16 protein-coding genes and 1 tRNA gene (1 of these 17 cut by a window edge) are annotated in these 21,932 nt (G+C 70.1%); 6 read left to right on the forward strand and 11 right to left on the reverse strand.

Going from position 1 to position 21,932, the window contains the following annotated elements:
• Window positions 1-41 (forward strand) — tRNA-Leu (locus CQ393_RS15245); it begins 121 nt to the left of the window's first position.
• A 174-nt stretch (window positions 42-215) separates the two neighbouring features.
• On the opposite strand, the gene CQ393_RS15250 is transcribed toward CQ393_RS15245, so the two are convergent.
• From CQ393_RS15250 to CQ393_RS15265, 4 genes are read right to left on the reverse strand one after another with little or no spacing between them, the layout of a single operon-like run.
• Window positions 216-1,778, reverse strand: coding sequence for a DHA2 family efflux MFS transporter permease subunit (locus tag CQ393_RS15250; RefSeq protein WP_153192662.1), 1,563 nt, complete (start codon window positions 1,776-1,778; stop codon window positions 216-218).
• 11 nt (window positions 1,779-1,789) lie between these two features.
• The gene (locus tag CQ393_RS15255) at window positions 1,790-2,968 is read right to left on the reverse strand and encodes an HlyD family efflux transporter periplasmic adaptor subunit (protein ID WP_153192664.1); all 1,179 of its coding nucleotides are present in this window, start codon (window positions 2,966-2,968) and stop codon (window positions 1,790-1,792) included.
• 11 nt (window positions 2,969-2,979) lie between these two features.
• On the reverse strand, window positions 2,980-4,482 hold the full coding sequence (locus tag CQ393_RS15260) for an efflux transporter outer membrane subunit (protein WP_153192666.1): 1,503 nt from the start codon (window positions 4,480-4,482) through the stop codon (window positions 2,980-2,982).
• A complete protein-coding gene (locus CQ393_RS15265; protein WP_153192667.1) occupies window positions 4,479-4,919 on the reverse strand; it encodes a MarR family transcriptional regulator in 441 nt (146 codons plus the stop codon). Before CQ393_RS15265 ends, CQ393_RS15260 begins: the two co-directional genes overlap by 4 nt.
• 186 nt (window positions 4,920-5,105) lie before the next feature.
• Between CQ393_RS15265 and CQ393_RS15270 the strand changes: the two genes are divergently transcribed.
• The 4 genes from CQ393_RS15270 (at window position 5,106) to CQ393_RS15285 (ending at window position 9,654) form a co-directional block, all read left to right on the forward strand.
• A complete protein-coding gene (locus CQ393_RS15270) occupies window positions 5,106-5,990 on the forward strand; it encodes a helix-turn-helix transcriptional regulator (RefSeq protein WP_153192669.1) in 885 nt (294 codons plus the stop codon).
• A 59-nt stretch (window positions 5,991-6,049) separates the two neighbouring features.
• Window positions 6,050-8,293 carry a DNA topoisomerase IV subunit A gene (gene parC / locus CQ393_RS15275; protein ID WP_153192671.1) on the forward strand — a complete coding sequence of 748 codons (2,244 nt, stop codon included), beginning with the start codon at window positions 6,050-6,052 and terminating at the stop codon, window positions 8,291-8,293.
• A gap of 376 nt (window positions 8,294-8,669) precedes the next feature.
• Window positions 8,670-8,984: a hypothetical protein gene (locus CQ393_RS15280; RefSeq protein WP_153192672.1), complete on the forward strand. Its 315-nt coding sequence runs from the start codon at window positions 8,670-8,672 to the stop codon at window positions 8,982-8,984.
• Between the two features lie 10 nt (window positions 8,985-8,994).
• A complete protein-coding gene (locus CQ393_RS15285; RefSeq protein ID WP_153192675.1) occupies window positions 8,995-9,654 on the forward strand; it encodes a thiopurine S-methyltransferase in 660 nt (219 codons plus the stop codon).
• A 72-nt stretch (window positions 9,655-9,726) separates the two neighbouring features.
• On the opposite strand, the gene CQ393_RS15290 is transcribed toward CQ393_RS15285, so the two are convergent.
• Entirely contained in the window at window positions 9,727-10,215 is a 489-nt protein-coding gene (locus tag CQ393_RS15290) for a bacterioferritin (RefSeq protein ID WP_153192676.1), read from the reverse strand.
• Window positions 10,216-10,359: 144 nt separating this feature from the next.
• On the opposite strand from CQ393_RS15290, the gene CQ393_RS15295 reads away from it, so the two are divergent.
• Complete coding sequence (locus CQ393_RS15295; protein WP_153192678.1) at window positions 10,360-12,786, forward strand: penicillin acylase family protein; 2,427 nt, start codon at window positions 10,360-10,362, stop codon at window positions 12,784-12,786.
• A gap of 36 nt (window positions 12,787-12,822) precedes the next feature.
• On the opposite strand, the gene CQ393_RS15300 is transcribed toward CQ393_RS15295, so the two are convergent.
• From CQ393_RS15300 to CQ393_RS15325, 6 genes are all read right to left on the reverse strand, one after another.
• Window positions 12,823-13,248: a RidA family protein gene (locus tag CQ393_RS15300; protein ID WP_153192680.1), complete on the reverse strand. Its 426-nt coding sequence runs from the start codon at window positions 13,246-13,248 to the stop codon at window positions 12,823-12,825.
• 153 nt (window positions 13,249-13,401) lie between these two features.
• Window positions 13,402-15,087 carry an asparagine synthase B gene (asnB, locus tag CQ393_RS15305; RefSeq protein WP_153192682.1) on the reverse strand — a complete coding sequence of 562 codons (1,686 nt, stop codon included), beginning with the start codon at window positions 15,085-15,087 and terminating at the stop codon, window positions 13,402-13,404.
• Between the two features lie 229 nt (window positions 15,088-15,316).
• A complete protein-coding gene (locus CQ393_RS15310) occupies window positions 15,317-18,316 on the reverse strand; it encodes a ligand-binding sensor domain-containing diguanylate cyclase (protein WP_194269684.1) in 3,000 nt (999 codons plus the stop codon).
• A 24-nt stretch (window positions 18,317-18,340) separates the two neighbouring features.
• Window positions 18,341-19,468, reverse strand: a complete 1,128-nt coding sequence (dapE, locus tag CQ393_RS15315) for a succinyl-diaminopimelate desuccinylase (RefSeq protein ID WP_153192685.1) — start codon at window positions 19,466-19,468, stop codon at window positions 18,341-18,343.
• A gap of 152 nt (window positions 19,469-19,620) precedes the next feature.
• Complete coding sequence (locus CQ393_RS15320) at window positions 19,621-19,980, reverse strand: arsenate reductase (protein ID WP_153192688.1); 360 nt, start codon at window positions 19,978-19,980, stop codon at window positions 19,621-19,623.
• Complete coding sequence (locus CQ393_RS15325; protein WP_153192691.1) at window positions 19,977-21,893, reverse strand: CocE/NonD family hydrolase; 1,917 nt, start codon at window positions 21,891-21,893, stop codon at window positions 19,977-19,979. Before CQ393_RS15325 ends, CQ393_RS15320 begins: the two co-directional genes overlap by 4 nt.
• Between the last annotated feature and the right edge of the window lie 39 nt (window positions 21,894-21,932).

The raw sequence follows: 21,932 nt of genomic DNA on the forward strand, positions 1-21,932 counted from the left end.
CGGGTAAAACCGTGGAGGTTCGAGTCCTCTCCTGGGCACCACGACTCAACAGATCAAACCCGCGAAAGCGGGTTTTTTTGTGCCCGCCGATCCAGTGCGACCGACGGCACCCCATCGCCGCCGGTCCACCGCGTCCGTGCGGCGCAAGGTCGATGCGCTTCGCCCTTCCCCCCGCCCAGAAAAATCCCCGCCTTGCGGGCGGGGATCGTCGTGCCTCAGTGACCGCCGGCGCTGGCCGCGCTGCCGGCACCGGCGCCGAACGGCGGTTTGGCCAGCCACAGGAAGGCGATGATCCCAAGGAACACCCAGCCCAGCAGGTAGAAGATGTCGTTGAAACCCATCTGCGAGGCCTGGTGGTTGATCATGGTGTTCAACAGCGCGGCGCCATGCTGCAGGTCGCCGCCGCCCATCGCCGCCACCTGTTCCTGCATGCCCGGCGTATAGGTGGAGACGTGCTCGGTCAGGTGCGCGTGGTGTTGCTGGGTGCGGTGCGCCCACAGCCAGGTGGTCAGCGAGGCGGCGAAGCTGCCGCCCAGCGTGCGCAGGAAGGTGGCCAGGCCGGAGCCGGCGGCGATCTCGCGGCCGTCCAGGTCCGAGAGCAGGATCTGCAGCACCGGCATGAAGAACAACGCCACGCCCACGCCCATCAGCAGCTGCACCCCGGCCACGTGCTGGAAGTCCACCTGCAGGTTGAAGCCCGAACGCAGGAAGCTGGTCAGCGACAGGAACACGAAGGCGATGGAGGCCAGCATGCGCATGTCGTAACGGCCGGCGTACTTGCCGACGAACGGGGTGAGGATCACCGGCAGCACGCCGATCGGCGCGGTCGCCAGGCCGGCCCAGATCGCGGTGTAGCCCATGTCGCGCTGCAGCCACAGCGGGATCAGCAGCGCCACGCTGAAGAACGCCGCGTAGGCCACCACCAGTGCCAGCGTGCCGGCGCGGAAGTTGCGGTGGCGGAACAGGCGCAGGTCGACGATCGGGTCCTTGTCGGTCAGTTCCCAGATCAGGAACACCGCCAGCGCCACCACCGACACGCAGCTCAGCACCACGATCTTGGCCGATGAGAACCAGTCCTCGTCGTTGCCCAGGTCCAGCACAAGCTGCAGCGCGCCGACGCCGATCACCAGGGTGATCAGGCCGACGTAGTCCATCTTCGGCTTCTCGATCTGCTCGGGCCGGCCCTTGAGCTGGCTGCCGACGATGGAGGCGGCCAGCACGCCCAGCGGCACGTTGATCAGGAAGATCCATTCCCAGCTGTAGTTGTCGGTGATCCAGCCGCCGAGGATCGGCCCGGCGATCGGCGCGACCACGGTGACCATCGCCAGCAGCGCCAGCGCCTGCCCGCGTTTCTCGCGCGGGTAGATCGACACCAGCAGCGACTGGGTGATCGGGTACATGGGCCCGGCGACGAAACCCTGCAGCGCGCGCGACACCACCAGCATGCCCATGCTCTGCGCAAGGCCGCACAGCAGCGAGGCGACAGTGAAGGCCAGCGTCGCCCACACGAACAGCCGGGTCTCGCCGAAGCGGCGGCTGAGCCAGCCGGTCAGCGGCAGCGCGATGGCGGTGCTGACCGCGAACGAGGTGATGACCCAGGTGGCCTGCTGCGAACTGGCGCCGAGGTTGCCGGAAATGGCCGGCAGCGAGACGTTGGCGATGGTGGTGTCGAGCACCTGCATGAACGAGGCCAGCGCCAGGCCGAAGGTGCACAGCGCCACGCTGGGCGGGGCGAAACCGGCGGCCGGCGGCGACGCGGCCGGAGCTTGAGCGGACATGCGGGAAGACCTCAGCCGGCCTTGGCCTGGCGCGGCAGGTTGTCGTGGATGATCCGCGCGATCGCCTCGTCGGCATCATGCAGCTGCGTGGCGTAGACGTCGGTGTCGAACACCGTGCCTGCGGCCGCCTTGGCCGGCAGCACCTCGCCCTTCTGGTCGCGCAGGCTGACCTCGGCCTTCATCGACAGGCCGATGCGCAGCGGGTGTTCGGCCAGCTGCTTTTCGTCGATGGCGATGCGCACCGGCACGCGCTGCACGATCTTGATCCAGTTGCCGCTGGCGTTCTGCGCCGGCAGCAGCGAGAACGCCGAACCGGTGCCCAGGCCGAGGCTGGCGATGCGGCCCTTGTACTTCACCTCGCCGCCGTACAGGTCCGAGCGCAGCTCCACTTCCTGGCCCAGGCGCATGTGGCGCAGCTGGGTTTCCTTGAAGTTGGCCTCCACCCACATCTGCTCGGTCGGCACCACCGCCATCAGCGGGGTGCCCGGCTGCACGCGCTGGCCGACCTGCACCGAGCGGCGCGCGACGAAGCCTGCGACCGGCGCGACGATGCCGGCGCGGGCGTTGTTGAGCCAGGCCTGGCGCAGCTGCGCGGCGGCGGCCTTCACATCCGGCTGGGTGGCGACCACGGTGTCGTCGACCAGCGCGCGGCTGCGCTCCACCGTCTCGCGCGAACCGGCCACCGCGGCTTCGGCCGCGGCCAGTTCGTCGCGGGCGTGGGCCAGTTCCTCGTTGGAGATCGCGCCGGTGGCGGCCAGGTCCTTGCGGCGGGCGAAGTCATCGCGCACGCGCTTGAGGGAAATCTGGCGCGCGTTCAGGTCGGCCTGCGCGCCTTCCACGCTGCGGTACAGGCCGCGAACCTGGCGCACGGTGCGGGCCAGATTGGCCTCGGCCTGCTGCAGCGCCACCTCGGTGTCGGCCGGGTCCAGCCGCACCAGCAACTGGCCGCGCTCCACGCGCATGCCGTCGTCGGCGCCGATGGCGACCACGGTGCCGGCCACCTGTGGGGTGATCTGCACCTGGTTGCCCTGCACGTAGGCGTCGTCGGTTTCCTCGAACCAGCGGCCGAAGGCGAAATACCACAGCGCAAATGCCGCCAGCAGCAGCACGACGATGGCAAGCAGCCCGCGCAGCAGCCGGCCACGGCGGCTGCGCGCGACGGGGGCTTCAGGAGTGTTGGTCTGGCTCATGGGGGTGTTTCTCAGGAATGCGTGGACACGGGGGAAGAGGAGGAAGCCGGGGCGGCGCCGCCATCGGCGGACGGCTCGAAGCCGCCGCCCAGCGCCTGGGACAGCCGCGCCGCAGCCAGCAGCTGCTGCGCATGCAATGCGGTCAGCGCCTGCTGCGCGCCGAGCAGTTGCGACTGCGCGGACAGCACGTCCAGGTAATTGCCGACCCCGGCGCGGTAACGCTGGCCGGCAAGGTCGAAGGCCGAGGCCGCGGTGGCGACCGCCTGCCGCTGCGACTGCGCCTGGTGTTCGAGCGAACGCACCGCATTGACCTGGTCGGCCACCTCACGCAGCGCATCGATCACGGCCTGGTTGTAGGTGGCCACGGCCAGGTCGTACTGGGCGTCGGCGCCGGCCAGGTTGGCGCGCAGGCGCCCGCCCTCGAAGATCGGCAGGCTCAGCGCCGGGCCCAGGTAGGCGAAGGTCGAGCTGCTCTTGAGCAGGTCGCCGACGTTCGGCGCGACCACGCCGGCCAGTGCGGTCAGGTTGAAGCTCGGATAGAACTTCGCCTTGGCGGCCTTGATCTGCTTGCCGGCCGCTTCCACGCGCCAGCGCGCGGCGACCACGTCCGGGCGGCGGCCGAGCAGCTCGCTGGGCAGCACGCCCGGCAACTGCAGCGCGGCGGCGTCCAGCGCCTGCGGGCGCTCGATGGCCAAGCCGCGGTCCGGCCCCTGCCCGACCAGCGCCGCCAGCGCGGTGCGCGCGGCGTCGATCTGCTGCTGCGCGGCCTGCAACTGCTGCTGCGCGGCGGGAACGCGGGCTTCGGCCTGGCGCACCTGCAGGTCGCTGTCGATGCCGGCGGCGCGGCGCTGGCGCACCAGTTGCAGCGTCTTCTGCGCGCGCTCCAGTTCCTGTTCGGCGACATCGTTGCCGCGCCAGGCGCGGTCGAGCTCGACATAGGCCTGGACGATGCCGGAGGAGAGCTTCAGGCGCGCGGCCTGGGCATCGATGGTGGCGGCATGCACCGCGTCCACCGCCGCTTCCCAGCTGGCGCGCTTGCCGCCCCACAGGTCCAAGCCGTAGCTGAAATCGAACGCGACCTGGCCGCTGCCCATGTAGCGGCCGCCCATTTCCTCGCCCACCATCGATTCGGGCAGGCGCACGCCGGTGTAGCCGCCGGACACGGACAGGCTGGGCAGGCGGTCGGCGCGGGCGACGCCGGCCTGGGCCTGGGCCTGGCGCAGGCGCGCATCGGCCGCGTCCAGGCCGGGATGGCCGGCCAGCCCTTCGGCGACCAGCGCGTCCAGCTGCGGATCGCCGAAGGCGCGCCACCAGTCGCTGGCCGGGAAACCGGCCACGGACAGGTCGCTGGTGGCCAGGGTGCGTTCGCTGTGCAGGTCGCCGGCATCGAGCAGCCGGCCCTGCGGCTGCAGGCCGCCGCTGCTGGCGCAGGCGGCCAGCGCCAGCACCAGCATCGCCGGCAGCAGCGGCCGGGCGCGACGGCGCAGGGAGGGGGATGGGGAGGAAGAGATCATGGAGGTGTCAGGGAATCGCGGATGCGGGTAAGGAGGGACAGCAGCAGCGCACGCTCGTCGGGGCTCAGGTCGCGCATGGCGTAATCCATGACCGCGTCGCCGCGCGTCTTCAGGCGCGCACACAGCTCGCGGCCCTGTTCGGTCAGCACGATCTGCAACGCCCGCCGGTCCTGCGCGTGCGCTTCGCGGCGGACGCACCCGAGGGATTCGAGCTTGTCCAGCAGGCGGGTCACCGCGCTGGGCACCTGGTCGATGGCCTGGGCCAGTTCGTTGGCCGTGCAGGGCGCCATGTGGGCCAGGGTCTTGAGCCCGATGAAGTGGGTGAAGCCGATGCCGAGGTTTTCCTCGGCCATCGACGCATCCAGTTGCCGGGCCAGGCCATCGCGCACCTGGCGCAGCAGCAGGCCGAAGCTGGGAGGGTTGGGAGCGCAGATCATGGGCGAGCACTTTATTCCAAAAGAAATATTTCTCAATGGAAATATTCGATCTGGCATCAAATGCTGTGTTGCAGCAGTGGGCTGATCGGCGAGCGCACACATTAATGGCAGAGAGAACTGGCCGGGTAATACAATCCAGCCAATGAATGTCACTATCCGGCCATCGACCCGGGAAGCGGGCGCGCCATGACGTCACAAGCCGCGCCGCCAGGGTTCGACCTGCAGTTGCCCGCATCGCTGCGGCAGGACCACGCGCTGGCCTGGTTCGAACGCGACGACGGTCCGCCGGTGTTCGGCTTCCGCTTTGACAGCCAACAGGGACTGGCCCATGAGGTGGACTGGCACCAGCACGCCCGCGCCCAGTTGATCTGCGTCGAACACGGCCTGCTGACCACCCGCACCCGTCATGGCACCTGGTCCCTTCCCGCCGGCTCGGGAGGCTGGATGCCGGCTACCGAACCCCATACCGTCGCCATCGACGGGCCGCTGCGTGGCTGGGGCATGGCGCTGGCCGCACCGGTCTGCGTCGATCTGCCCGGCGATCCCTGCGTGATCGGCATCTCGCGCCTGCTGCAGGCACTGGCCGAACGCCTGTGCACCGGCGACGCCGCAACCTCCGCGCGCCAGCACCATCTGGTCCAGGTGGTGCTGGACGAAATCCGCCATGCCCCGCGCCGCCGCATGCACCTTCCCCTGCCCCGCGACCGCCGCCTGCTGCGCATCGCATCGCAACTGCTGGCCGAGCCGGCGGATGACCGCAGCCTGGAACAGTGGGCGCGCTGGGCCGGGCTGTCGCCACGCAGCCTGACCCGGCATTTCCGCGAGGAAACCACGCTCAGCTTCGCCCAGTGGCGGCAACAGGCGCGCCTGGCCGCGGCCCTGCGCCAGCTCAGCGAAGGCCGCAGCGTGGCCGACGTCGCCCATGCCCTGGGATTCAGCAGCCCCAGCGCCTTCGTCACCGTGTTCCGCCGCCATTTCGGGCTGCCGCCGGGCCGCTACCTCGGGCGTGCCGGACAGGCGGACGGCCTGGACCCGGCGCGCGGCTTGGCATCCCCGACCGCATCCGGATAATCACCGGCTCGCGGGGGCGACGGCCGTCGCCGCCCCCCAGCCACAGGTAACAGCCCCGCATGACCGAACTTGTACGCCCCGCCTTCCACGGTTTCGAGCAGCAGCCGCTGCGCGAGTACGCCGAGCGCGCCTATCTCGACTATTCCATGTACGTGGTGCTGGACCGCGCCCTGCCCTTCATCGGCGACGGCCTGAAGCCGGTGCAGCGTCGCATCATCTATTCGATGAGCGAGCTGGGGCTGAACGCTGCCTCCAAGCCGAAGAAGTCCGCGCGCACCGTGGGCGACGTGATCGGCAAGTACCACCCGCACGGCGACTCGGCCTGCTACGAGGCGCTGGTGCTGATGGCCCAGCCCTTCTCCTACCGTTACCCGCTGATCGACGGCCAGGGCAACTTCGGCTCCAGCGACGATCCCAAGTCGTTCGCGGCCATGCGCTACACCGAATCCAAGCTGACCCCGATCGCCGAGGTGCTGCTGGGCGAACTGGGCCAGGGCACCACCGACTGGTCGCCCAACTTCGACGGCACGCTGGAGGAGCCGAGCTGGCTGCCGGCGCGGCTGCCGCACCTGCTGCTCAACGGCACCACCGGCATCGCCGTGGGCATGGCCACCGACGTGCCGCCGCACAACCTGGGCGAGATCGTCAGTGCGCTGGTGCGGCTGATCGACGACCCGGAGGCGACCGTCGCCGACCTGTGCGAGCACGTGAAGGGGCCGGACTACCCGACCACCGCCGAGATCATCACCCCGGCCAGCGACCTGCGGCAGCTCTACGAGACCGGCAACGGCAGCGTGCGCGCCCGCGCCACCTTCCAGAAAGAAAACAGCAACATCGTCATCACCGCGCTGCCGCACCAGGTCTCGCCGTCGAAGGTGATCGAGCAGATCGCCCAGCAGATGCGCGCCAAGAAGCTGCCGTGGCTGGAGGACATCCGCGACGAATCCGACCACGCCAACCCGGTGCGCGTGGTGCTGATCCCGCGCTCCAGCCGCGTCGACGCCGAGCAGCTGATGGGCCACCTGTTCGCCACTACCGACCTGGAGAAGAGCTACCGGGTCAACCTCAACGTCATCGGCCTGGATGGCCGCCCGCAGGTCAAGAACCTGCGGCAGCTGTTGAGCGAGTGGCTGCGTTTCCGCCAAGACACCGTCACCCGCCGCCTCAACCACCGCCTGCAGAAGGTCGAGCGCCGCCTGCACCTGTTGGAAGGCCTGCTGGTGGCCTTCCTCAACCTGGACGAGGTGATCCGCATCATCCGCACCGAGGATGAGCCGAAGGCGGCGCTGATCGCCCGCTTCGGCCTGTCCGAGGACCAGGCCGAGTACATCCTGGAGACCAAGCTCAAGCAGCTGGCCCGCCTGGAGGAAATGAAGATCCGCGGCGAGCAGGACGAGCTGGCCGCCGAGCGCGAGAAGATCCTGTCCATCCTCGGCAGCGCGGCGAAGCTGAAGAAGCTGGTCAAGGACGAACTGCTGGCCGATGCGAAGAAGTTCGGCGACGAGCGCCGCTCGCCGCTGGTGCAGCGCGGCGCCGCCCAGGCCATCGACGAGACCGAGCTGGTCGCCAGCGAACCGGTCACCGTGGTGCTGTCGGAGAAGGGCTGGGTGCGCGCGGCCAAGGGCCACGACGTCGACGCCGCCGGCCTGTCCTACCGCGAGGGCGACGGCCTGCTGGCGGCGGTGCGCGGACGCAGCACCCAGCAGGTGGCCTTCCTCGACACCGAGGGCCGCGCCTACTCGACGCCGGCGCATACCCTGCCCTCGGCGCGCGGCAACGGCGAACCGCTGACCGGCCGCTTCTCGCCGGCCGCCGGCAGCAGCTTCGTCACCCTGGCCAGCGGCGACAACGACACCCGCTTCGTGCTCGCCTCCTCGCACGGCTACGGCTTCGTCACCCGCTTCGAGAACCTCACCGGCCGCAACAAGGCTGGCAAGGCCATGCTCAACCTCTCCCCCGGCGCGGCGGTGCTGCAGCCGATGGTAGTCGCCAACCCGCAGGCCGACCGCATCGTCGCGGTGACCAGCGCCGGCAACATGCTCGCCATCCCGGCCGCCGAACTGCCCGAGCTGGACAAGGGCAAGGGCAACAAGATCATCGAGATCCCCAAGGCCAAGCTCGCCACCGAACGCGTGGTGGCGGTGGTGGCGGTGTCGCCGGGCGCGACCCTGCAGGTCCGCAGCGGCCAGCGCACCATGAACCTGTCGTTCAAGGAACTGGATGCGTATGTGGGCGCGCGGGCCAGTCGTGGGCATCTGCTGCCGAGGGGGTGGCAGAAGGTTGAGGGACTGGACGTCCAGTAAGTCGGCTCACTGGCGCGCGGCGGCGCGTTGAACATTGCCGCCGCCATGCGCATGCGTGGCGCGGCAGAAGGTCGAAGGACTGGACGTCCAGTAAGCCGGTTCACTGGCGCGCGGCGGCGCGGTCAGCATTGTCGTCGCCATGCGTATGCGTGGCGCGGCAGAAGGTGGAAGGCCCCGATGTCCAACAAGCCAGTTCACCGGCGCGCTGCGGCGCGTTGAACATTGCCGCCGCCATGTGTATGCGTGGCGTGGCAGAAGATTGAGGGAATGGACGTCCAGTAAGCCGGTTCACTGGCGCGCGGCGGCGCGGCTAGCATTGTCGTCGCCTTGTGTATGCGTGGCGCGGACGTGCCGCACTTCGCTTCACCGGCGCGGCATGACGATCCATACCGCGCGCAGCTACGGCATCGATTGGAAACCCGCTTCACAAGGAATCACCATGACATCCCTGCAAAACGTCCCGCCGCAGACCACCTGCCCCGAATGCCGCGGCGACAACCTGTACACCCACGGCGGCATCAGCGCCCGCGGCGGCTACGGTCCCGATCTGCTGCCCGGTGCCAGCGGCATCTTCGCCAGCGCCAAGATGCGCAGCGTCGTCTGCCGCGATTGTGGCCTGGTCCGTTTCTACGCGGGCAACGAAGCGCTCGCGCGGATCACGCCGGAAAATGGCTGGCGGAAAATCCGCTGAGGAGAAAGGCATGCAACCCGATTTCTGGCTGCAACGCTGGCAACAGGGACAGATCGGCTTCCACCGCGGCGAAGTGATGCCGCTGCTGGAAAAACACTGGCCGGCGCTGCAGTTCGCGCCCGGCAGCCGGGTGCTGGTGCCGTTGTGCGGCAAGAGCCTGGACATGCACTGGCTGGCCGCCCAAGGCTACCGCGTGCTTGGCGTCGAACTGTCGCCGCTGGCGGTGGAGCAGTTCTTCGCCGAGGCCGGGCTGCAGCCCAAGCGTAGCGACAGTGCGCTGGGCGAGCACTTCACCGCCGGGCCGATCGAGATCATCCGCGGCGACGCCTTCGCCCTGGACGACGAAACGCTGGCCGGCATCGCCGGGCTCTACGACCGTGCCGCGCTGATCGCGCTGCCGCCGGAACTGCGCCAGCGCTACCGCGACACCGTGTACGCGCGGCTGCCGGCCGGCTGCCGCGCGCTGGTGATCACGCTCGAATACCCGCAGGCGGAAAAGGCCGGGCCGCCGTTTTCGGTGGAACAGGCCGAAGTGGAATCGTTCGCGCCGTCGTGGCGGGTGGAGCTGGCCGAGCGCCGCGACATCCTCGCGCAGGAACCGGGCTTCCGCGCCGAAGGCGTGAGCGCGCTGTCCACCGCGATCTACCGCATGCAGCGCGCCGGCGACTGACGCACCGCCATGTACGAACGAAAAGGCCGGGAATTCCCGGCCTTTTCGTTCATGGATGCGGGTTGGCGAGGCTCAATGCGCCGGCGAACCCTTCGCGTCCATCTTGCTGGTCTGGTACAGCTCCAGGCCGATGCGCCTGATCAGGCCCAGCTGCTGCTCCAGCCACCAGGCATGGTCTTCCTCGGTGTCGCGCAGCTGCGCCAGCAGGACGTCGCGGCTGACGTAATCGCCATGCGTTTCGCACAGCTTCATGCCGGCGGCGAGGTTGGCGCGCACCTGGTACTCGACCTGAAGGTCCTTTTCCAGCATTTCCAGTACGGTCCTGCCCGGCTCGAACGCATGCGGACGCATGTCCGGATCGCCGCCGAGGAACAGGATGCGCCGCAGCAGCGCGTCGGCGTGCCCGGTCTCCTCTTCCATCTCGTGGCCGATGCGCTCGTACAGCGCGTGCAGGCCCTGGTCCTCGTAACGGCGGGAATGGATGAAGTACTGGTCGCGCGCGGCCAGCTCGCCGCGCAGCAGTTCCTTCAGGCATTCGATGACTTCCGGGTGGCCCTGCATGGGGGTGCTCCTGATATTCGTGTCGGCACAGGATGCCCGATCCGGCGCGGCGATGATCTAATCGGAATCAGTTTCAGTTGCGCTCTCCGTCCGCCGTCGGCCTCCCCTACAATCGCCGGGGTTGCCTGGACCGGGGAGAGGCGCATGAGGCGCTGGCTGCTGCGTTCGCTGTGGGTGCTGCTGGGGCTTTCGATCCTGGTGCCGGGTGGCGTCTGGCTGCTGCTGCGCGGCAGCCTGCCGGTGCTGGACGGCGAACGCGTCCTGCCCGGCCTGGCCGCGCCCGTCCAGGTGCAGCGCGACGGCAACGGCGTGGTGACGGTGGACGCCGCCGACGAGCGCGACATGGCCCACGCCCTGGGCTATGTGCACGCGCAGGAGCGCTTCTTCGAGATGGACCTGATGCGGCGTTCGGCCGCCGGCGAGCTGTCCGGACTGTTCGGCGCCGACGCCCTGCCGCTGGACCGGCGCATGCGCGTCCACCGCTTGCGCGCCCGGGTGCACGACAACCTCGATGTCGCCCTCGGCGACCGGCGCGCAGTGATCGAGGCCTACCGCGACGGCGTCAACGCCGGGCTGGCGGCGCTGCCGGTGCGTCCGTGGCCCTACCTGCTGCTGCGCCAACAGCCGCGTCCGTGGAGCCTGGAAGACTCGGTGCTGACCGGGCTGGCGATGTACGCCGACCTGCAGGATCCCGGCAACAGCCGCGAGCTGGCATTGGCGCGCATCCGCGACGTGGTGCCGCCTGCGCTCTACGCCCTGATCGCGCACGACGGCAGCCGCTGGGATGCGCCGCTGTCCGGTGCCGCACGCGGCGATGCGCCGCTGCCCGACGCGGCTACGCTGGATCTGCGCACGCTGGGAGCGGAGACGGACACTCTTGCGGGCTCGGCCGCTCTCGCTCCACCCTCAGCTTCCGCACGGGAGAGAGGCGTCGGCTGGCCGCCGGTGGCGCCCGATTCCTCGCCGGGCAGCAACAACTTCGTCGTCGCCGGCGCGCTCACCGCCGACGGCCGCGCGATCCTCGCCGACGACATGCACCTGGCCCTGCGTGCACCCAACATCTGGTTCCGCGTGCGCCTGCGCCATGCCGATCCGGCCGCGCCGGGCGGCAAGGTCGACGTGACCGGCTTCAGCCTGCCGGGACTGCCGGCGGTGATCGTCGGCAGCAATACCCATGTGGCCTGGGGCTTCACCAACAGCTACATCGATACCGCCGATTTCGCGCAGCTGCCTGCCGGCGCGCCGCTGCGCGAGTACCGCGAAACCATCGCCGTGGCCGGCGCGCCGGCCGAAACCCTGGTCGTGCGCGAAAGCGACTGGGGCCCGGTGCTGCACGAGAACGCCGACGGCAGCCTGCTGGCGCTGCGCTGGGTGGCGCAGCTGCCGGGCGCGGTGCGGCTGGATTTCGCCGACATGGCCCACGCCGCCGACCTGGATGCCGCGCTTGCGGTGGCCGACCGCTCCGGCATTCCCGCGCAGAACCTGCTGCTGGCCGACCGCCACGGACGCATCGCGTGGCGCCTGATCGGCGCGCGTCCGGACCGCAGCGGCACCTGCAGGGCCGATGGCATCGCCAACATGCCCGACGCGTCGTTGCCGCCGGGCACTTACCCCTTCAACGAGCCCTGCCATCCATGGCCGCTGCGCACGGATCGCGCACCGTCGCTGGTCGATCCGCCCGGCCACCGCCTGTGGACCGCCAACACCCGCGTGCTCGACGGCGACGCGCTGGCCGAGGCCGGCGACGGCGGCTACGACCTCGGCGCGCGGGCGATGCAGATCCGCGACGGCCTGTTCGCCCGCGAACGCTTCGACGAGCGCGACCTGCTCGCCATCCAGCTCGACGACCGCGCGGTGCTGATGGAGCGCTGGTGGAAGCTGCTGCGCGCCACCGTCGAACACAGCGACGACCCGGCACTGCGCCGGCTGGAGGCGGCCAGCCGCCAGTGGGAAGGCCGCGCCGCGGTCGATTCGGCCAGCTACCGCATCGCCCGCGGCTTCCGCGGCATCACCCTGGACACGCTGGAAGCCGGCCTGCTCGCGCCCGCGCGGCAACGGCTCGGCGAGGCCTATGTCGCGCCGCGCCTGCCGCAGCTGGAAGGCGTGGCCTGGCCGATGCTGGAACAGCGCCCGGCGAACCTGCTGCCGCCGCCGTTCGGGAGCTGGGACGAACTGCTCGCGCACAGCGCACGGCAACTGGAAACCGATCTGGCCGCGCAGGGCAGCGACCTCGCCGCGCACACCTGGGGCGAACGCAACACTGCCGCCATCTGCCATCCGGTCTCGCGCGCGCTGCCCGGCCTGTTCAAGCGCTGGCTGTGCATGCCGGCGCAGCCGCTGCCAGGCGACGGCAACATGCCGCGCGTGCAGGGGCCATCCTTCGGTGCATCCGAACGCATGGTGGTCTCGCCCGGCCATGAAGCCGACGGCATCGTGCACATGCCCGGCGGCCAGAGCGGGCATCCGCTGTCGCCGTTCTGGGGCGCCGGCCACGACGACTGGGTACAGGGTCGGCCGACACCGTTCCTGCCCGGCGCCACCGCACACACCCTCACCCTGCGCCCGCGCTGAAACGGCGGGCGCGGCACCCGCCAACCAGGGACGGCGTTACTTCAACCGCACCGTCCACTCGACCTCGAGCATGTCCTCGGCGTTGAACAGGCGGCTGACCTGCACCCAGCTCGCGGCGGGGTACCTGCCATCGGCGAAGAACGCCTTGCGTTCGGGAATGGCCTTGACCAGCGCATCCATGTCGGTGGTGTACGCGGTCTCCTTGACCACCTGGCTGCTGTCGGCGCCGAACCGCTGCAGGATTTTCGTCAGCTCGCCGTAGCACGCCTGCACCGCGGCCGGCATGTCCTTGCCGCGGCAGGGCACGCCGGAGACATGCAGGGTGTCGCCATCGCGCACCACGCCGGTGTAGCCGATATCGGCCTCCCAGCTGCCCAGTTGGTGGCGCTCCAGCGGCGTCTCCGCGGCATGGGCAAACGAACTGCACAACAGACCGGACACCAGCAACGAACACGCACGCATCGGAAGACCCTTTGATCGAATGGAGAAAGAGCAGCGACGACGGCAGCCTCCCGCGGAGACCGCCGTTGCCGGCGCGACGAGGTACAGCGGTTCAGGGGAGCATCAGGCGACAGTCGAAGACCGCGCGGCGGACAGGCCGCCGCGCCGGTCCGTTCAACCCGCCAGCGCCTGCTCGTGCACGCCGGCCACCGCGCGGCCGGACGGGTCGGCCATCGTGGCGAAGCTGGCATCCCAGGCGATCGCCGCCGGCGAGGAACAGGCGATGGACTTGCCGCCGGGCACCGTCTCGGCCGCGGCCGGCGTGGGATAGAACTGCTCGAACAGGCTGCGGTAGTAGTACGCCTCCTTGGTCTGCGGCGGGTTGTACGGGAAGCGCTTGTCGGCCGCGGCCAGTTCGCGGTCGCTCACCTGCGCCTCGGCATGCGCCTTCAGCCCGTCGATCCAGCCATAGCCGACGCCATCGCTGAACTGCTCCTTCTGCCGCCACAGGATTTCCTTCGGCAGGTAGCCCTCGAAGGCCTCGCGCAGCACCGCCTTCTCGATGCGGCCGCTGGCCTTGTCCACCATCTTGTGGCTGGCATCCATGCGCATCGCCACGTCGAGGAAGGCGCGGTCCAGGAACGGCACGCGCGGCTCCACGCCCCAGGCCATCATCGACTTGTTGGCGCGCAGGCAGTCGTAGTTGTTGAGCGCGTCGAGCTTGCGCACCAGTTCCTCGTGGAACTCGCGCGCGTTCGGCGCCTTGTGGAAGTACAGGTAGCCGCCGAAGATCTCGTCGCTGCCCTCGCCGGACAGCACCATCTTCACTCCCATCGCCTTGATCCGCCGCGCCAGCAGGAACATCGGCGTCGATGCGCGGATGGTGGTGACGTCGTAGGTCTCGATGTGGCGGATCACTTCCGGCAGCGCGTCCAGGCCTTCCTCGAAGGTGTACTCGAAGCCATGGTGCACGGTGCCGAGCATGTCGGCGGCGATCTTCGCCGCGACCAGGTCGGGCGAACCGGCAAGGCCGATGGCGAAGCTGTGCAGGCGCGGCCACCACGCTTCGCTCCTGTCGCCGTCCTCGATGCGATGGCGCGCGTAGCGCGCGGCCACCGCCGCCACCAGCGACGAGTCCAGGCCGCCGGAGAGCAGCACGCCGTAGGGCACGTCGGTCATCAGCTGGCGGTGCACGGCGGCCTCGAAGGCTTCGCGCAGTTCCTGCTTCGACACCTCCACGCCCTGCACCGCGTCGTAGTCGCGCCACGGCCGCTCGTAATACTTGGTCAGTTCGCCGGTGGCGCTGTCGTACCAGTGGCCCGGCGGGAACTGCGCCACGTCGGCGCAGGTATCGGCCAGCGACTTCATCTCCGAGGCCACGCACAGCCGGCCCTGCTTGTCGTGGCCCCAGTACAGCGGCACCACGCCGATCGGGTCACGGGCGATGATCGCGCGCCCCGTCGCCTTGTCCCACAGGGCGAAGGCGAAGATGCCGTTGAGGCGGTTGAGGAACGATGCAGGCTCGTCCTCGCGGTACAGGGCGTTGATCACCTCGCAGTCCGAGCCGGTCTGGAACGCATAGGGCTGGGCGAGTTCCTGTTTCAGTTCGCGGTGGTTGTAGATCTCGCCGTTGACCGCCAGCGCCAGCGCGCCGTCCTCGGACAGCAGCGGCTGCGAACCGCCGGCCGGGTCGACGATGGCCAGGCGCTCATGCACGAGGATGGCGCGATCATCGACGTAGACGCCGCTCCAGTCGGGGCCGCGATGGCGCTGGCGCTGCGATTGCTCGAGCGCCTGGCGGCGCATGGCCTGCAGGTCGTCGCCGGGTTGCAGGCCGAAGATGCCGAAGATGGAACACATGGGGAAAGCTCCTGGATGTCGTGGGGTCGAACGTCGGAAGCAGCGACTTCGATGGCCGGGATCGCGGATGCGGGAAACAAAAAACCCGCATCGGCCGATGCGGGTTTTCTGGTCACTGGGCGTATGGTGCTTCTGGCTCAGTCGCAGACCCGCATCGGCCGCGCGCGATTGTTCGCAACCGCATTATTGCGGTTGTTCGAAGCATTCGCGTTGGTGCGGGCGTTGCGGTTCATGGGGCCGACGATAGCGTGGCTTCCGGGGGCCGCGCAACAGTTTCAGCGGCAATCACGTCCGCCTGCCCGATGGCGGCGAAATCGGCTTCGCCGGCGCATTCGACCCGGTCGCGGCCTCCGTGCTTGGCCCGGTACAGCGCCTGGTCGGCGCAGCGCACCAGCGACGCCGGATCGTCCCCGGCGACTGGCACGGTCGCCGCCACGCCCAGGCTGATGCTGCCCGGCAGGCCCGCCGCGGCCATCGCCGCCCCGGCCCGCTGCCGCACGCGTTCGGCGCGCTGCGCCGCCGCCTCGCCGTCGGTCCCGGGCAGGATCAGCACGAACTCCTCGCCGCCATAACGCGCGGCCAGTTCGTCCACGCCCGACACTTCGGCCGCCAACGCGCCGGCCACCCGCCGCAGCTGCATGTCGCCGGCCTGGTGGCCGTGGTTGTCGTTGAACTGCTTGAAGTGGTCCACGTCGGCCATCACCACCGCCAGCGGTTCGCCGCGCTCGGCGCAGCGCTGCCATCCGCGCTGCAGCGCGCGCTCCATCGCATGGCGGTTGGCGATGCCGGTCAGGCCGTCGACCACGGCCAGTTCGGTGAGCTGGCGGTTGGCCGCCTCCAGTTCGCCGGTGCGTTCGGCGATGCGCCGTTCCAGTTCGCGGTTGCGCGCGCGGATGCTGCGGTAGCGCGCGTGCACCGCCAGCGCGACCAGCAGCGCGCCCAACAGGCCGAACAACACCTGCACCACGCCGCGTTCGTACCAGAACGGGGCGACCCGCAGCGGATGGATCAGGGGACTGGCCTGCCTGCCGCCGCGGGTGCGCGCCTGCAGTTCGAAGCGGTAGTCGCCCGGCGGCAGCAGCCGGTAGCCGAGATCGCGGTCCGCGCTCCACTCCGACCACGCCTCGCTGTAGCCGGACATGCGGTAGCGGAACTCGACGTCCGGCTCCATCGTCGCCAGCCCGAAGCGCAGCGCCAGCCCGGAACCCGGCGGCAATTCCTGCGGTGCCGCGGACTGCAGCGGCAGCAGCGTCTGCGCCTGGTCCTGCCGCAACAGGCGGATCTGGTCCAGGCGGGCGTGCAGCGGCACCGGGGCCGAGGCCGCGATGTCCGGATCGAACTGCAGCAGGCTGTCCCAGGCGATCAGCCGCAGGCGGCCATCGCCCTGCAGCGACACCGCCGCGTATCCCGGCACCCGGCTGCTGCTGACCTGCTGCAGGCGGAAATTCGTTTCGCCCGGGCGCCGCCACCACAGCTGGCGCGAGGTCCAGGCGAAGCTGCCGAGCGCGGTGGTGGCCGCCTCCAACTCCCACGGCCGCTCCAACCCGGGCAGGGCCGGAAGCCTGGCCGGCACGAAGCGCTCGCCCTCAAGCCGGCGCACGTCCTCGTCCGTCACCGCGTAGAGGACATCGTCGAGCCGCAGCAGACGGATGCCCTGTCCCTGTGCGGCCGGCAGCCCGTCCGCGATGCCGAAGCCGTGCTGTGCATGCAACCGGCCCGACTCGGGATCGAACCGCCAGCGCCATACGCCTCCTTGTCCGTCGCCAGCCCACGCTTCGCCCGGCGCGGTCTCCACCATGTCCTCGAGCGCACCGGGTACCGACGGCCACTGCGCGGCGACCTGCCAGCGCCCGTCGCGCTGCGCCAGCCACGACACCCTGCCGCCCCCCACCGCCAGCATCCGCGTGGCATCGAAGGCGGAAGGCCGCAGCGCGAGGATGCCGCTGCCCATGCGCGGACCGAGCAACCGCCGCGGCCGTGCGGCGCCGGAGTCCAGCACCATCAGGCCGAGGCGGTCGCCGATCAGCAGGCCGGCTCCGGTCGCCTGCAGGGCGAACGCCTCCAGCTGCGTGTCCGACCAGGGCTGCGGCACGAAATGCGGTACCTCGCCGGCGGCCACCGGCGCGGCGCGCCACACGCCCAGCGCCGCCACCCACAGGCTGCCGTCGTACCAGGCGCTGTCGTACAGCCGGTTCGCCAGGCCGTGGCGCTGATCGAACACCGTCCACGGCGAAGGCAGGCGCAGGCGGGTCAGCCCGGCCTTGCCCACCACCCAGAAGCCGCCATCGCGATCCAGGCCGAAGCCGTCCAGGCTGTCACGGGCGAGCTGGAAGCTGTCGAGCAGGCGCAGTTCCGGCGAGAAGTGCATCAGCGTGCCGTCATAGGCGCCGAAGACGAAACCGCCATCGGGCAGGCGGACGCTGCTGTAGGGCGGATGGGCCGCGAAGGCGGCATCCGCATCGCCGGCCAGCTTGCGCACGCCCCCGGCATCGCCGAAATGGAAACCATCGCTGGCCGCATACAACAGCCCGCCGTCCTGCGCCCACAGGCCGGAGAGGCGCAGCGGTTCGAGCGCCCGCGTGCCCGGCAGCGGCACCAGGCCGGTGTCGTCGATGCGGCACAAGCCGCTGCCGGCGACCTGGACATACAGCTCGCCGGCGGCCGCGAACAACACCTGCCCGGCGCCGGCCGGCAACGCCCGCCGCGATGCGCCGCCATCGTGCCGCAGCAGGTACAGCTGGCGACCGTCGTTGGCCACCACCCCGCGCGCGGTTTCCTGCAGCCCGTAGAAATCCGAGGGCGGCAGCGGCGCGCCATCGCCGCCGGTGAACCGCGGCTGCAGATCGATGAAGCGCAGGCTGCCATCGGCCTGGCGGCGCAGTTCGCCCAGCACGCCGGTGCCGCCGACATAGAGCCGGCCATCGGCGGCGGCCAGCAACGTGTAGGCCGCCGCCCGGTGCGGCAGCTCGAACAGCTCCCACAGGCCGCTGCGGAACACCATCACGCCCTCGCTGCTGCCGGCATAGAGCGTGCCCTGGGCATCGACGGCGATGTCCGAATAGAACGGCGCGGCCGGCAGGTCGCCGACCCCGAAATGCCGCATCAGCGGCAGGCCGTGCATCGCGGTGGCGGCCTGCGCCAGCGGCAGCGCCAGCCACAGCGCGCAGGCGGCCACCGCGCGCGGCCAGAACGCCGGCTTCTTCCTGATCCCGGTTGCGGCGCGAAGCATCGTGGCAATCCGGGTGGGCATGGTTCAGGCCAGCAGGCGGGTGATCAGTTGCCGGTAAAGATCGGGCAACGCCTGCAGATCGTCCAGCCGCACGTGTTCGTCCACCTGGTGGATGCTGGCGTTCACCGGCCCCACCTCGATGCACTGCGCGCCCAGCGGCGCGATGAAGCGCGCGTCCGAGGTGCCGCCGCCGGTGCTTTCCTCAGGCGCGGCACCGGCGAACCCGGCCAGCACCTCGCGCGCGACGCTGCGCAGGCGTCCCTCCGGCGTATGGAACGGTTCGCCGCTGCGGTGCCAGTGCAGTTCGTAGTCGAGCCCGTGGCGGTCCAGCAACGCGGCGATCTCCGCTTCCAGGCGGTCGGCGTTCCAGTGCGGGTTGTAGCGCAGGTTGAACATCGCCCGCAGCTCGCCGGGGATGACGTTGCTGGCGCCGGTGCCGGCATCGATGTTGGAGATCTGCAGGCTGGTCGGCGGGAAGCTCTCGTAGCCGTCGTCCCAGTGCCGCGTGGCCAGCTCGGCCAGCGCCGGCGCGGCCAGGTGGATCGGGTTGCGCGCCTTGTCCGGATAGGCGACATGACCCTGCACGCCCTTGACCCGCAATTTCGCCGACAGGCTGCCGCGACGGCCGACGCGCAGCAGGTCGCCGAGCCGGGCGGTGGACGAGGGCTCGCCGGTGATGCACCAGTCGATGCGCTGCCCGCGCTCGGCGAACAGCCGCGCGACGTGGCGCACGCCGTCGATGGCGTCGCCCTCCTCGTCGCTGGTCAGCAGCACCGCCAGCGTGCCGGGGTGGTCGGGATGGGCGGCGACGAACTGCTCGGCGGCCACCACGAACGCGGCCACGCTGCCCTTCATGTCGGCCGCGCCGCGGCCGTACAGCACGCCATCGCGTACGTCGGGCGTGAACGGATCGCTGGCCCAGGCCTCGGCCGGGCCGCTGGGCACCACGTCGGTATGGCCGAGCAGCACCAGCACCGGCGCGCCGCTGCCATGGGTGGCCCAAAGATTGTCGACCTCGCCCAGGCGCAGGTGTTCGCACTGGAAACCGGCCGCCTGCAGGCGCCCGGCGATCAACTGCTGGCAACCGGCGTCCTCCGGCGTCACCGAGGGCCGGGCGATCAGTTCGCAGGTAAGGTGCAGCACGTCACTCATAGCACGTCACTCATCTCGTATCTCCCGCCGCCGTAGGAGCGGCTTCAGCCGCGAAGGGCTTTCCCATTGGATCCCCCCCGCACACGCGGGCTTTGCGGAAGGTGCCGCGCAAAGCCCTTTCGCGGCTGAAGCCGCTCCTACGGGGCTGTGGGTCAGGCGACGCCGAAGCGCTGCTTGAAGCCGTTGTCGGAAAAGCCCTGCGTCACCGCGCCGTCGCCGGTGACGACCAGCGGCCGCCGGATCAGCTGCGGGTATTCGCGCAGCAGCAGCTTCCACTCGGCGTCGGAACCGGGCGCCTTGCGGGCGTCCGGCAGCTGCCGCCAGGTGGTCGAGGACTTGTTGACCAGCGCGTCGAAGCCGCCAACCTTGCCGGCCCATTCCACCAGCGTCTCGGGGCTGGGCTTGTCGTCGCGGTAATCGACGAAGGTGTAGGCGACGCCGAAGCGGTCCAGCCACTTGCTGGCCTTCCTGCAGGTGTCGCAGTTCTTGAGTCCGTAGAGAGTCGTGGTCATTGCTTGCCCTGTTCCACCACCGGCAGTTCGATATAGCTGGGCGCGTCGGCCGAGTGGTGGACGGCGTTGTCCGCCACCACCGCGACGTCCTCGGTCTCGTTCGCGCCGCCGGTGTTGAGGTTGCGCGCGAACTTGGGGAAATTGGAGCTGGTCACCTCGACGCGGACGCGATGGCCCTTGCCGAACTGGATCGAGGTGGTGATCGGAGTCGGCTTCAGCGTGTAGACCTGGCCCGGCTGCATCGGCGCCGGCGTGGCGTAGCCGTCGCGGTAGCGCGCGCGCAGGATGGTGTCGCCGACGATCCAGGCGGTGCCGTCCGGCGCCACGTCCACCAGCTTGAGCGCGAAGTCGGTGTCGCGGGCGCTGGAGGACACCTTCAGCACCGCATCGACGAAGCCGGACACTTCCATCGGCGCATCCAGCGGCTCGCTGGTATAGACCAGCACGTCGTGGCGCGCCTCGATCTGGCGCTGGTCGAACGCGCCGGCGGTCACCAGTCCGCCGTTGCAGCAGTCGCCGCCGCCGATGGTCTGCACCGGGTTGGCCGGATCGTAGCGGTAGCCATCCTTCGGCTCGTCGGCGGAAGGCGCGTCGAACGTCAGGCGGCCGTCGCCGTACATCGAATTGGCCGCGCCGCCCGAGCGCAGGTACATGCGCACCGGCCTGGCCGCCTTCGGCGGCCACTGCGCGTCGGACTGCCAGCGGTTGGCGCCCATCGTGAAGTAGCGCACGTGCGGCGTGGACGCGGGGAACGCCCTGGGCTGGTTCTTCAGCCAGCGGTCGAAGAACGCCCAGATCTGCCCGGCGACCGGGAAACTCGCATCGCCCATGTCGCGGTCGCCGACCTTGTAGTCCTTGCCCAGCTGCCAGAACTGGCAGTGCGGGTTGGGGCCGATCACGGCGTACTGGTTCTGGCTGGCCTCCGCGTCGGTGCCGGCCGCACGCGCATGGTTGAACAGCGCCATGTTCGGGCCGATGGACACGTCGTACCAGCTGTTGAACCACAGCGCCGGCACGCCCCAGCCCATCGAATCGCGGTACAGCCCGCCCTGCTCCCAGAACGGATCGGCCGGGCCGCGCCCGATCATCGATTCGAACGTGGCCGGCGGTTCGCCCAGCGAGGACAGCAGCTGCGCATACGGCAGATGCCAGATGTGTTTCTGCCAGTCGACCTTGGGCTTGCTCGCGTCCAGGTCGTTGTACTGCGCCACGCGCGCGCGCATCGGGCCGGACAGGTCCTGCGGCAGCTCGGCGCGCAGCGGATTGTCCACGCCGTACATCCACACCGCGAACAGCGTGCGCGGCACGCCGCCGGTATAGAAGTTGCCCTGTTCCTGGAACGGGCCGACCTTGCCGATGCCCGCGCCGGCGGCCATCGGCACCATCGCCGCGTGCGCCGGGTGGTCCATCGCCGCCAGCGACAACTGCCATTCGGCCGAGGACGAGCAGCCCAGGGTGCCGACCTTGCCGTTGGACCACGGCTGCGCGGCGATCCAGCTCAGCGCGTCGTAGCCGTCGGTCTGCGGATGGCCCAGGATCTGGTACTTGCCCTGGCTGAAATAGCGGCCGCGCTCGTTCTGCACCACGAAGGCGTAGCCGTGGCGCACCGCCTCGACCGCCAGCCGCGCGCTGGTGCCGCGCGGGTTGTGCTCGTTGTACGGGGTCTTCCACAACACCGTCGGCAGCGGACCGGTGGCGCCCTTGGGCCGCCAGATGTTGGTGGACAGGCCGATGCCGTCGCGCATCGGCACCAGCACCGCGGTCTCGGCGTCGGCGATGCCCGCCAGTTCGGCGCGCAATCCTTCCTCGCTGTAGCGGCCCAGATCCTGCGCGGAGGCCGCGCCGGCCAGCGCCAGCGTGGCGGTGAACAGGAACGTGGCAGGCAGGCGGACTGCCGCGGTGCATGTCTTCATTGCGTTCTCCCCGGTTCGATGGTGCTGGAGTCCCCTGCG

This window comes from Stenotrophomonas sp. MYb238 (assembly GCF_009496535.1).
In the GTDB taxonomy this organism is placed as follows: domain Bacteria; phylum Pseudomonadota; class Gammaproteobacteria; order Xanthomonadales; family Xanthomonadaceae; genus Stenotrophomonas.

Excerpts from the sequence above, each read along its gene's own strand:
- CQ393_RS15250 (WP_153192662.1), bottom strand. The coding sequence starts at position 1,778 with ATGTCCGCTCAAGCTCCGGCCGCGTCGCCGCCGGCCGCCGGTTTCGCC.
- CQ393_RS15255 (WP_153192664.1), bottom strand. The coding sequence starts at position 2,968 with ATGAGCCAGACCAACACTCCTGAAGCCCCCGTCGCGCGCAGCCGCCGT.
- CQ393_RS15260 (WP_153192666.1), bottom strand. The coding sequence starts at position 4,482 with ATGATCTCTTCCTCCCCATCCCCCTCCCTGCGCCGTCGCGCCCGGCCG.
- CQ393_RS15265 (WP_153192667.1), bottom strand. The coding sequence starts at position 4,919 with ATGATCTGCGCTCCCAACCCTCCCAGCTTCGGCCTGCTGCTGCGCCAG.
- CQ393_RS15270 (WP_153192669.1), top strand. The coding sequence starts at position 5,106 with ATGACGTCACAAGCCGCGCCGCCAGGGTTCGACCTGCAGTTGCCCGCA.
- parC (WP_153192671.1), top strand. The coding sequence starts at position 6,050 with ATGACCGAACTTGTACGCCCCGCCTTCCACGGTTTCGAGCAGCAGCCG.
- CQ393_RS15280 (WP_153192672.1), top strand. The coding sequence starts at position 8,670 with ATGACGATCCATACCGCGCGCAGCTACGGCATCGATTGGAAACCCGCT.
- CQ393_RS15285 (WP_153192675.1), top strand. The coding sequence starts at position 8,995 with ATGCAACCCGATTTCTGGCTGCAACGCTGGCAACAGGGACAGATCGGC.
- CQ393_RS15290 (WP_153192676.1), bottom strand. The coding sequence starts at position 10,215 with ATGCAGGGCCACCCGGAAGTCATCGAATGCCTGAAGGAACTGCTGCGC.
- CQ393_RS15295 (WP_153192678.1), top strand. The coding sequence starts at position 10,360 with ATGAGGCGCTGGCTGCTGCGTTCGCTGTGGGTGCTGCTGGGGCTTTCG.
- CQ393_RS15300 (WP_153192680.1), bottom strand. The coding sequence starts at position 13,248 with ATGCGTGCGTGTTCGTTGCTGGTGTCCGGTCTGTTGTGCAGTTCGTTT.
- asnB (WP_153192682.1), bottom strand. The coding sequence starts at position 15,087 with ATGTGTTCCATCTTCGGCATCTTCGGCCTGCAACCCGGCGACGACCTG.
- CQ393_RS15310 (WP_194269684.1), bottom strand. The coding sequence starts at position 18,316 with ATGCTTCGCGCCGCAACCGGGATCAGGAAGAAGCCGGCGTTCTGGCCG.
- dapE (WP_153192685.1), bottom strand. The coding sequence starts at position 19,468 with ATGAGTGACGTGCTGCACCTTACCTGCGAACTGATCGCCCGGCCCTCG.
- CQ393_RS15320 (WP_153192688.1), bottom strand. The coding sequence starts at position 19,980 with ATGACCACGACTCTCTACGGACTCAAGAACTGCGACACCTGCAGGAAG.
- CQ393_RS15325 (WP_153192691.1), bottom strand. The coding sequence starts at position 21,893 with ATGAAGACATGCACCGCGGCAGTCCGCCTGCCTGCCACGTTCCTGTTC.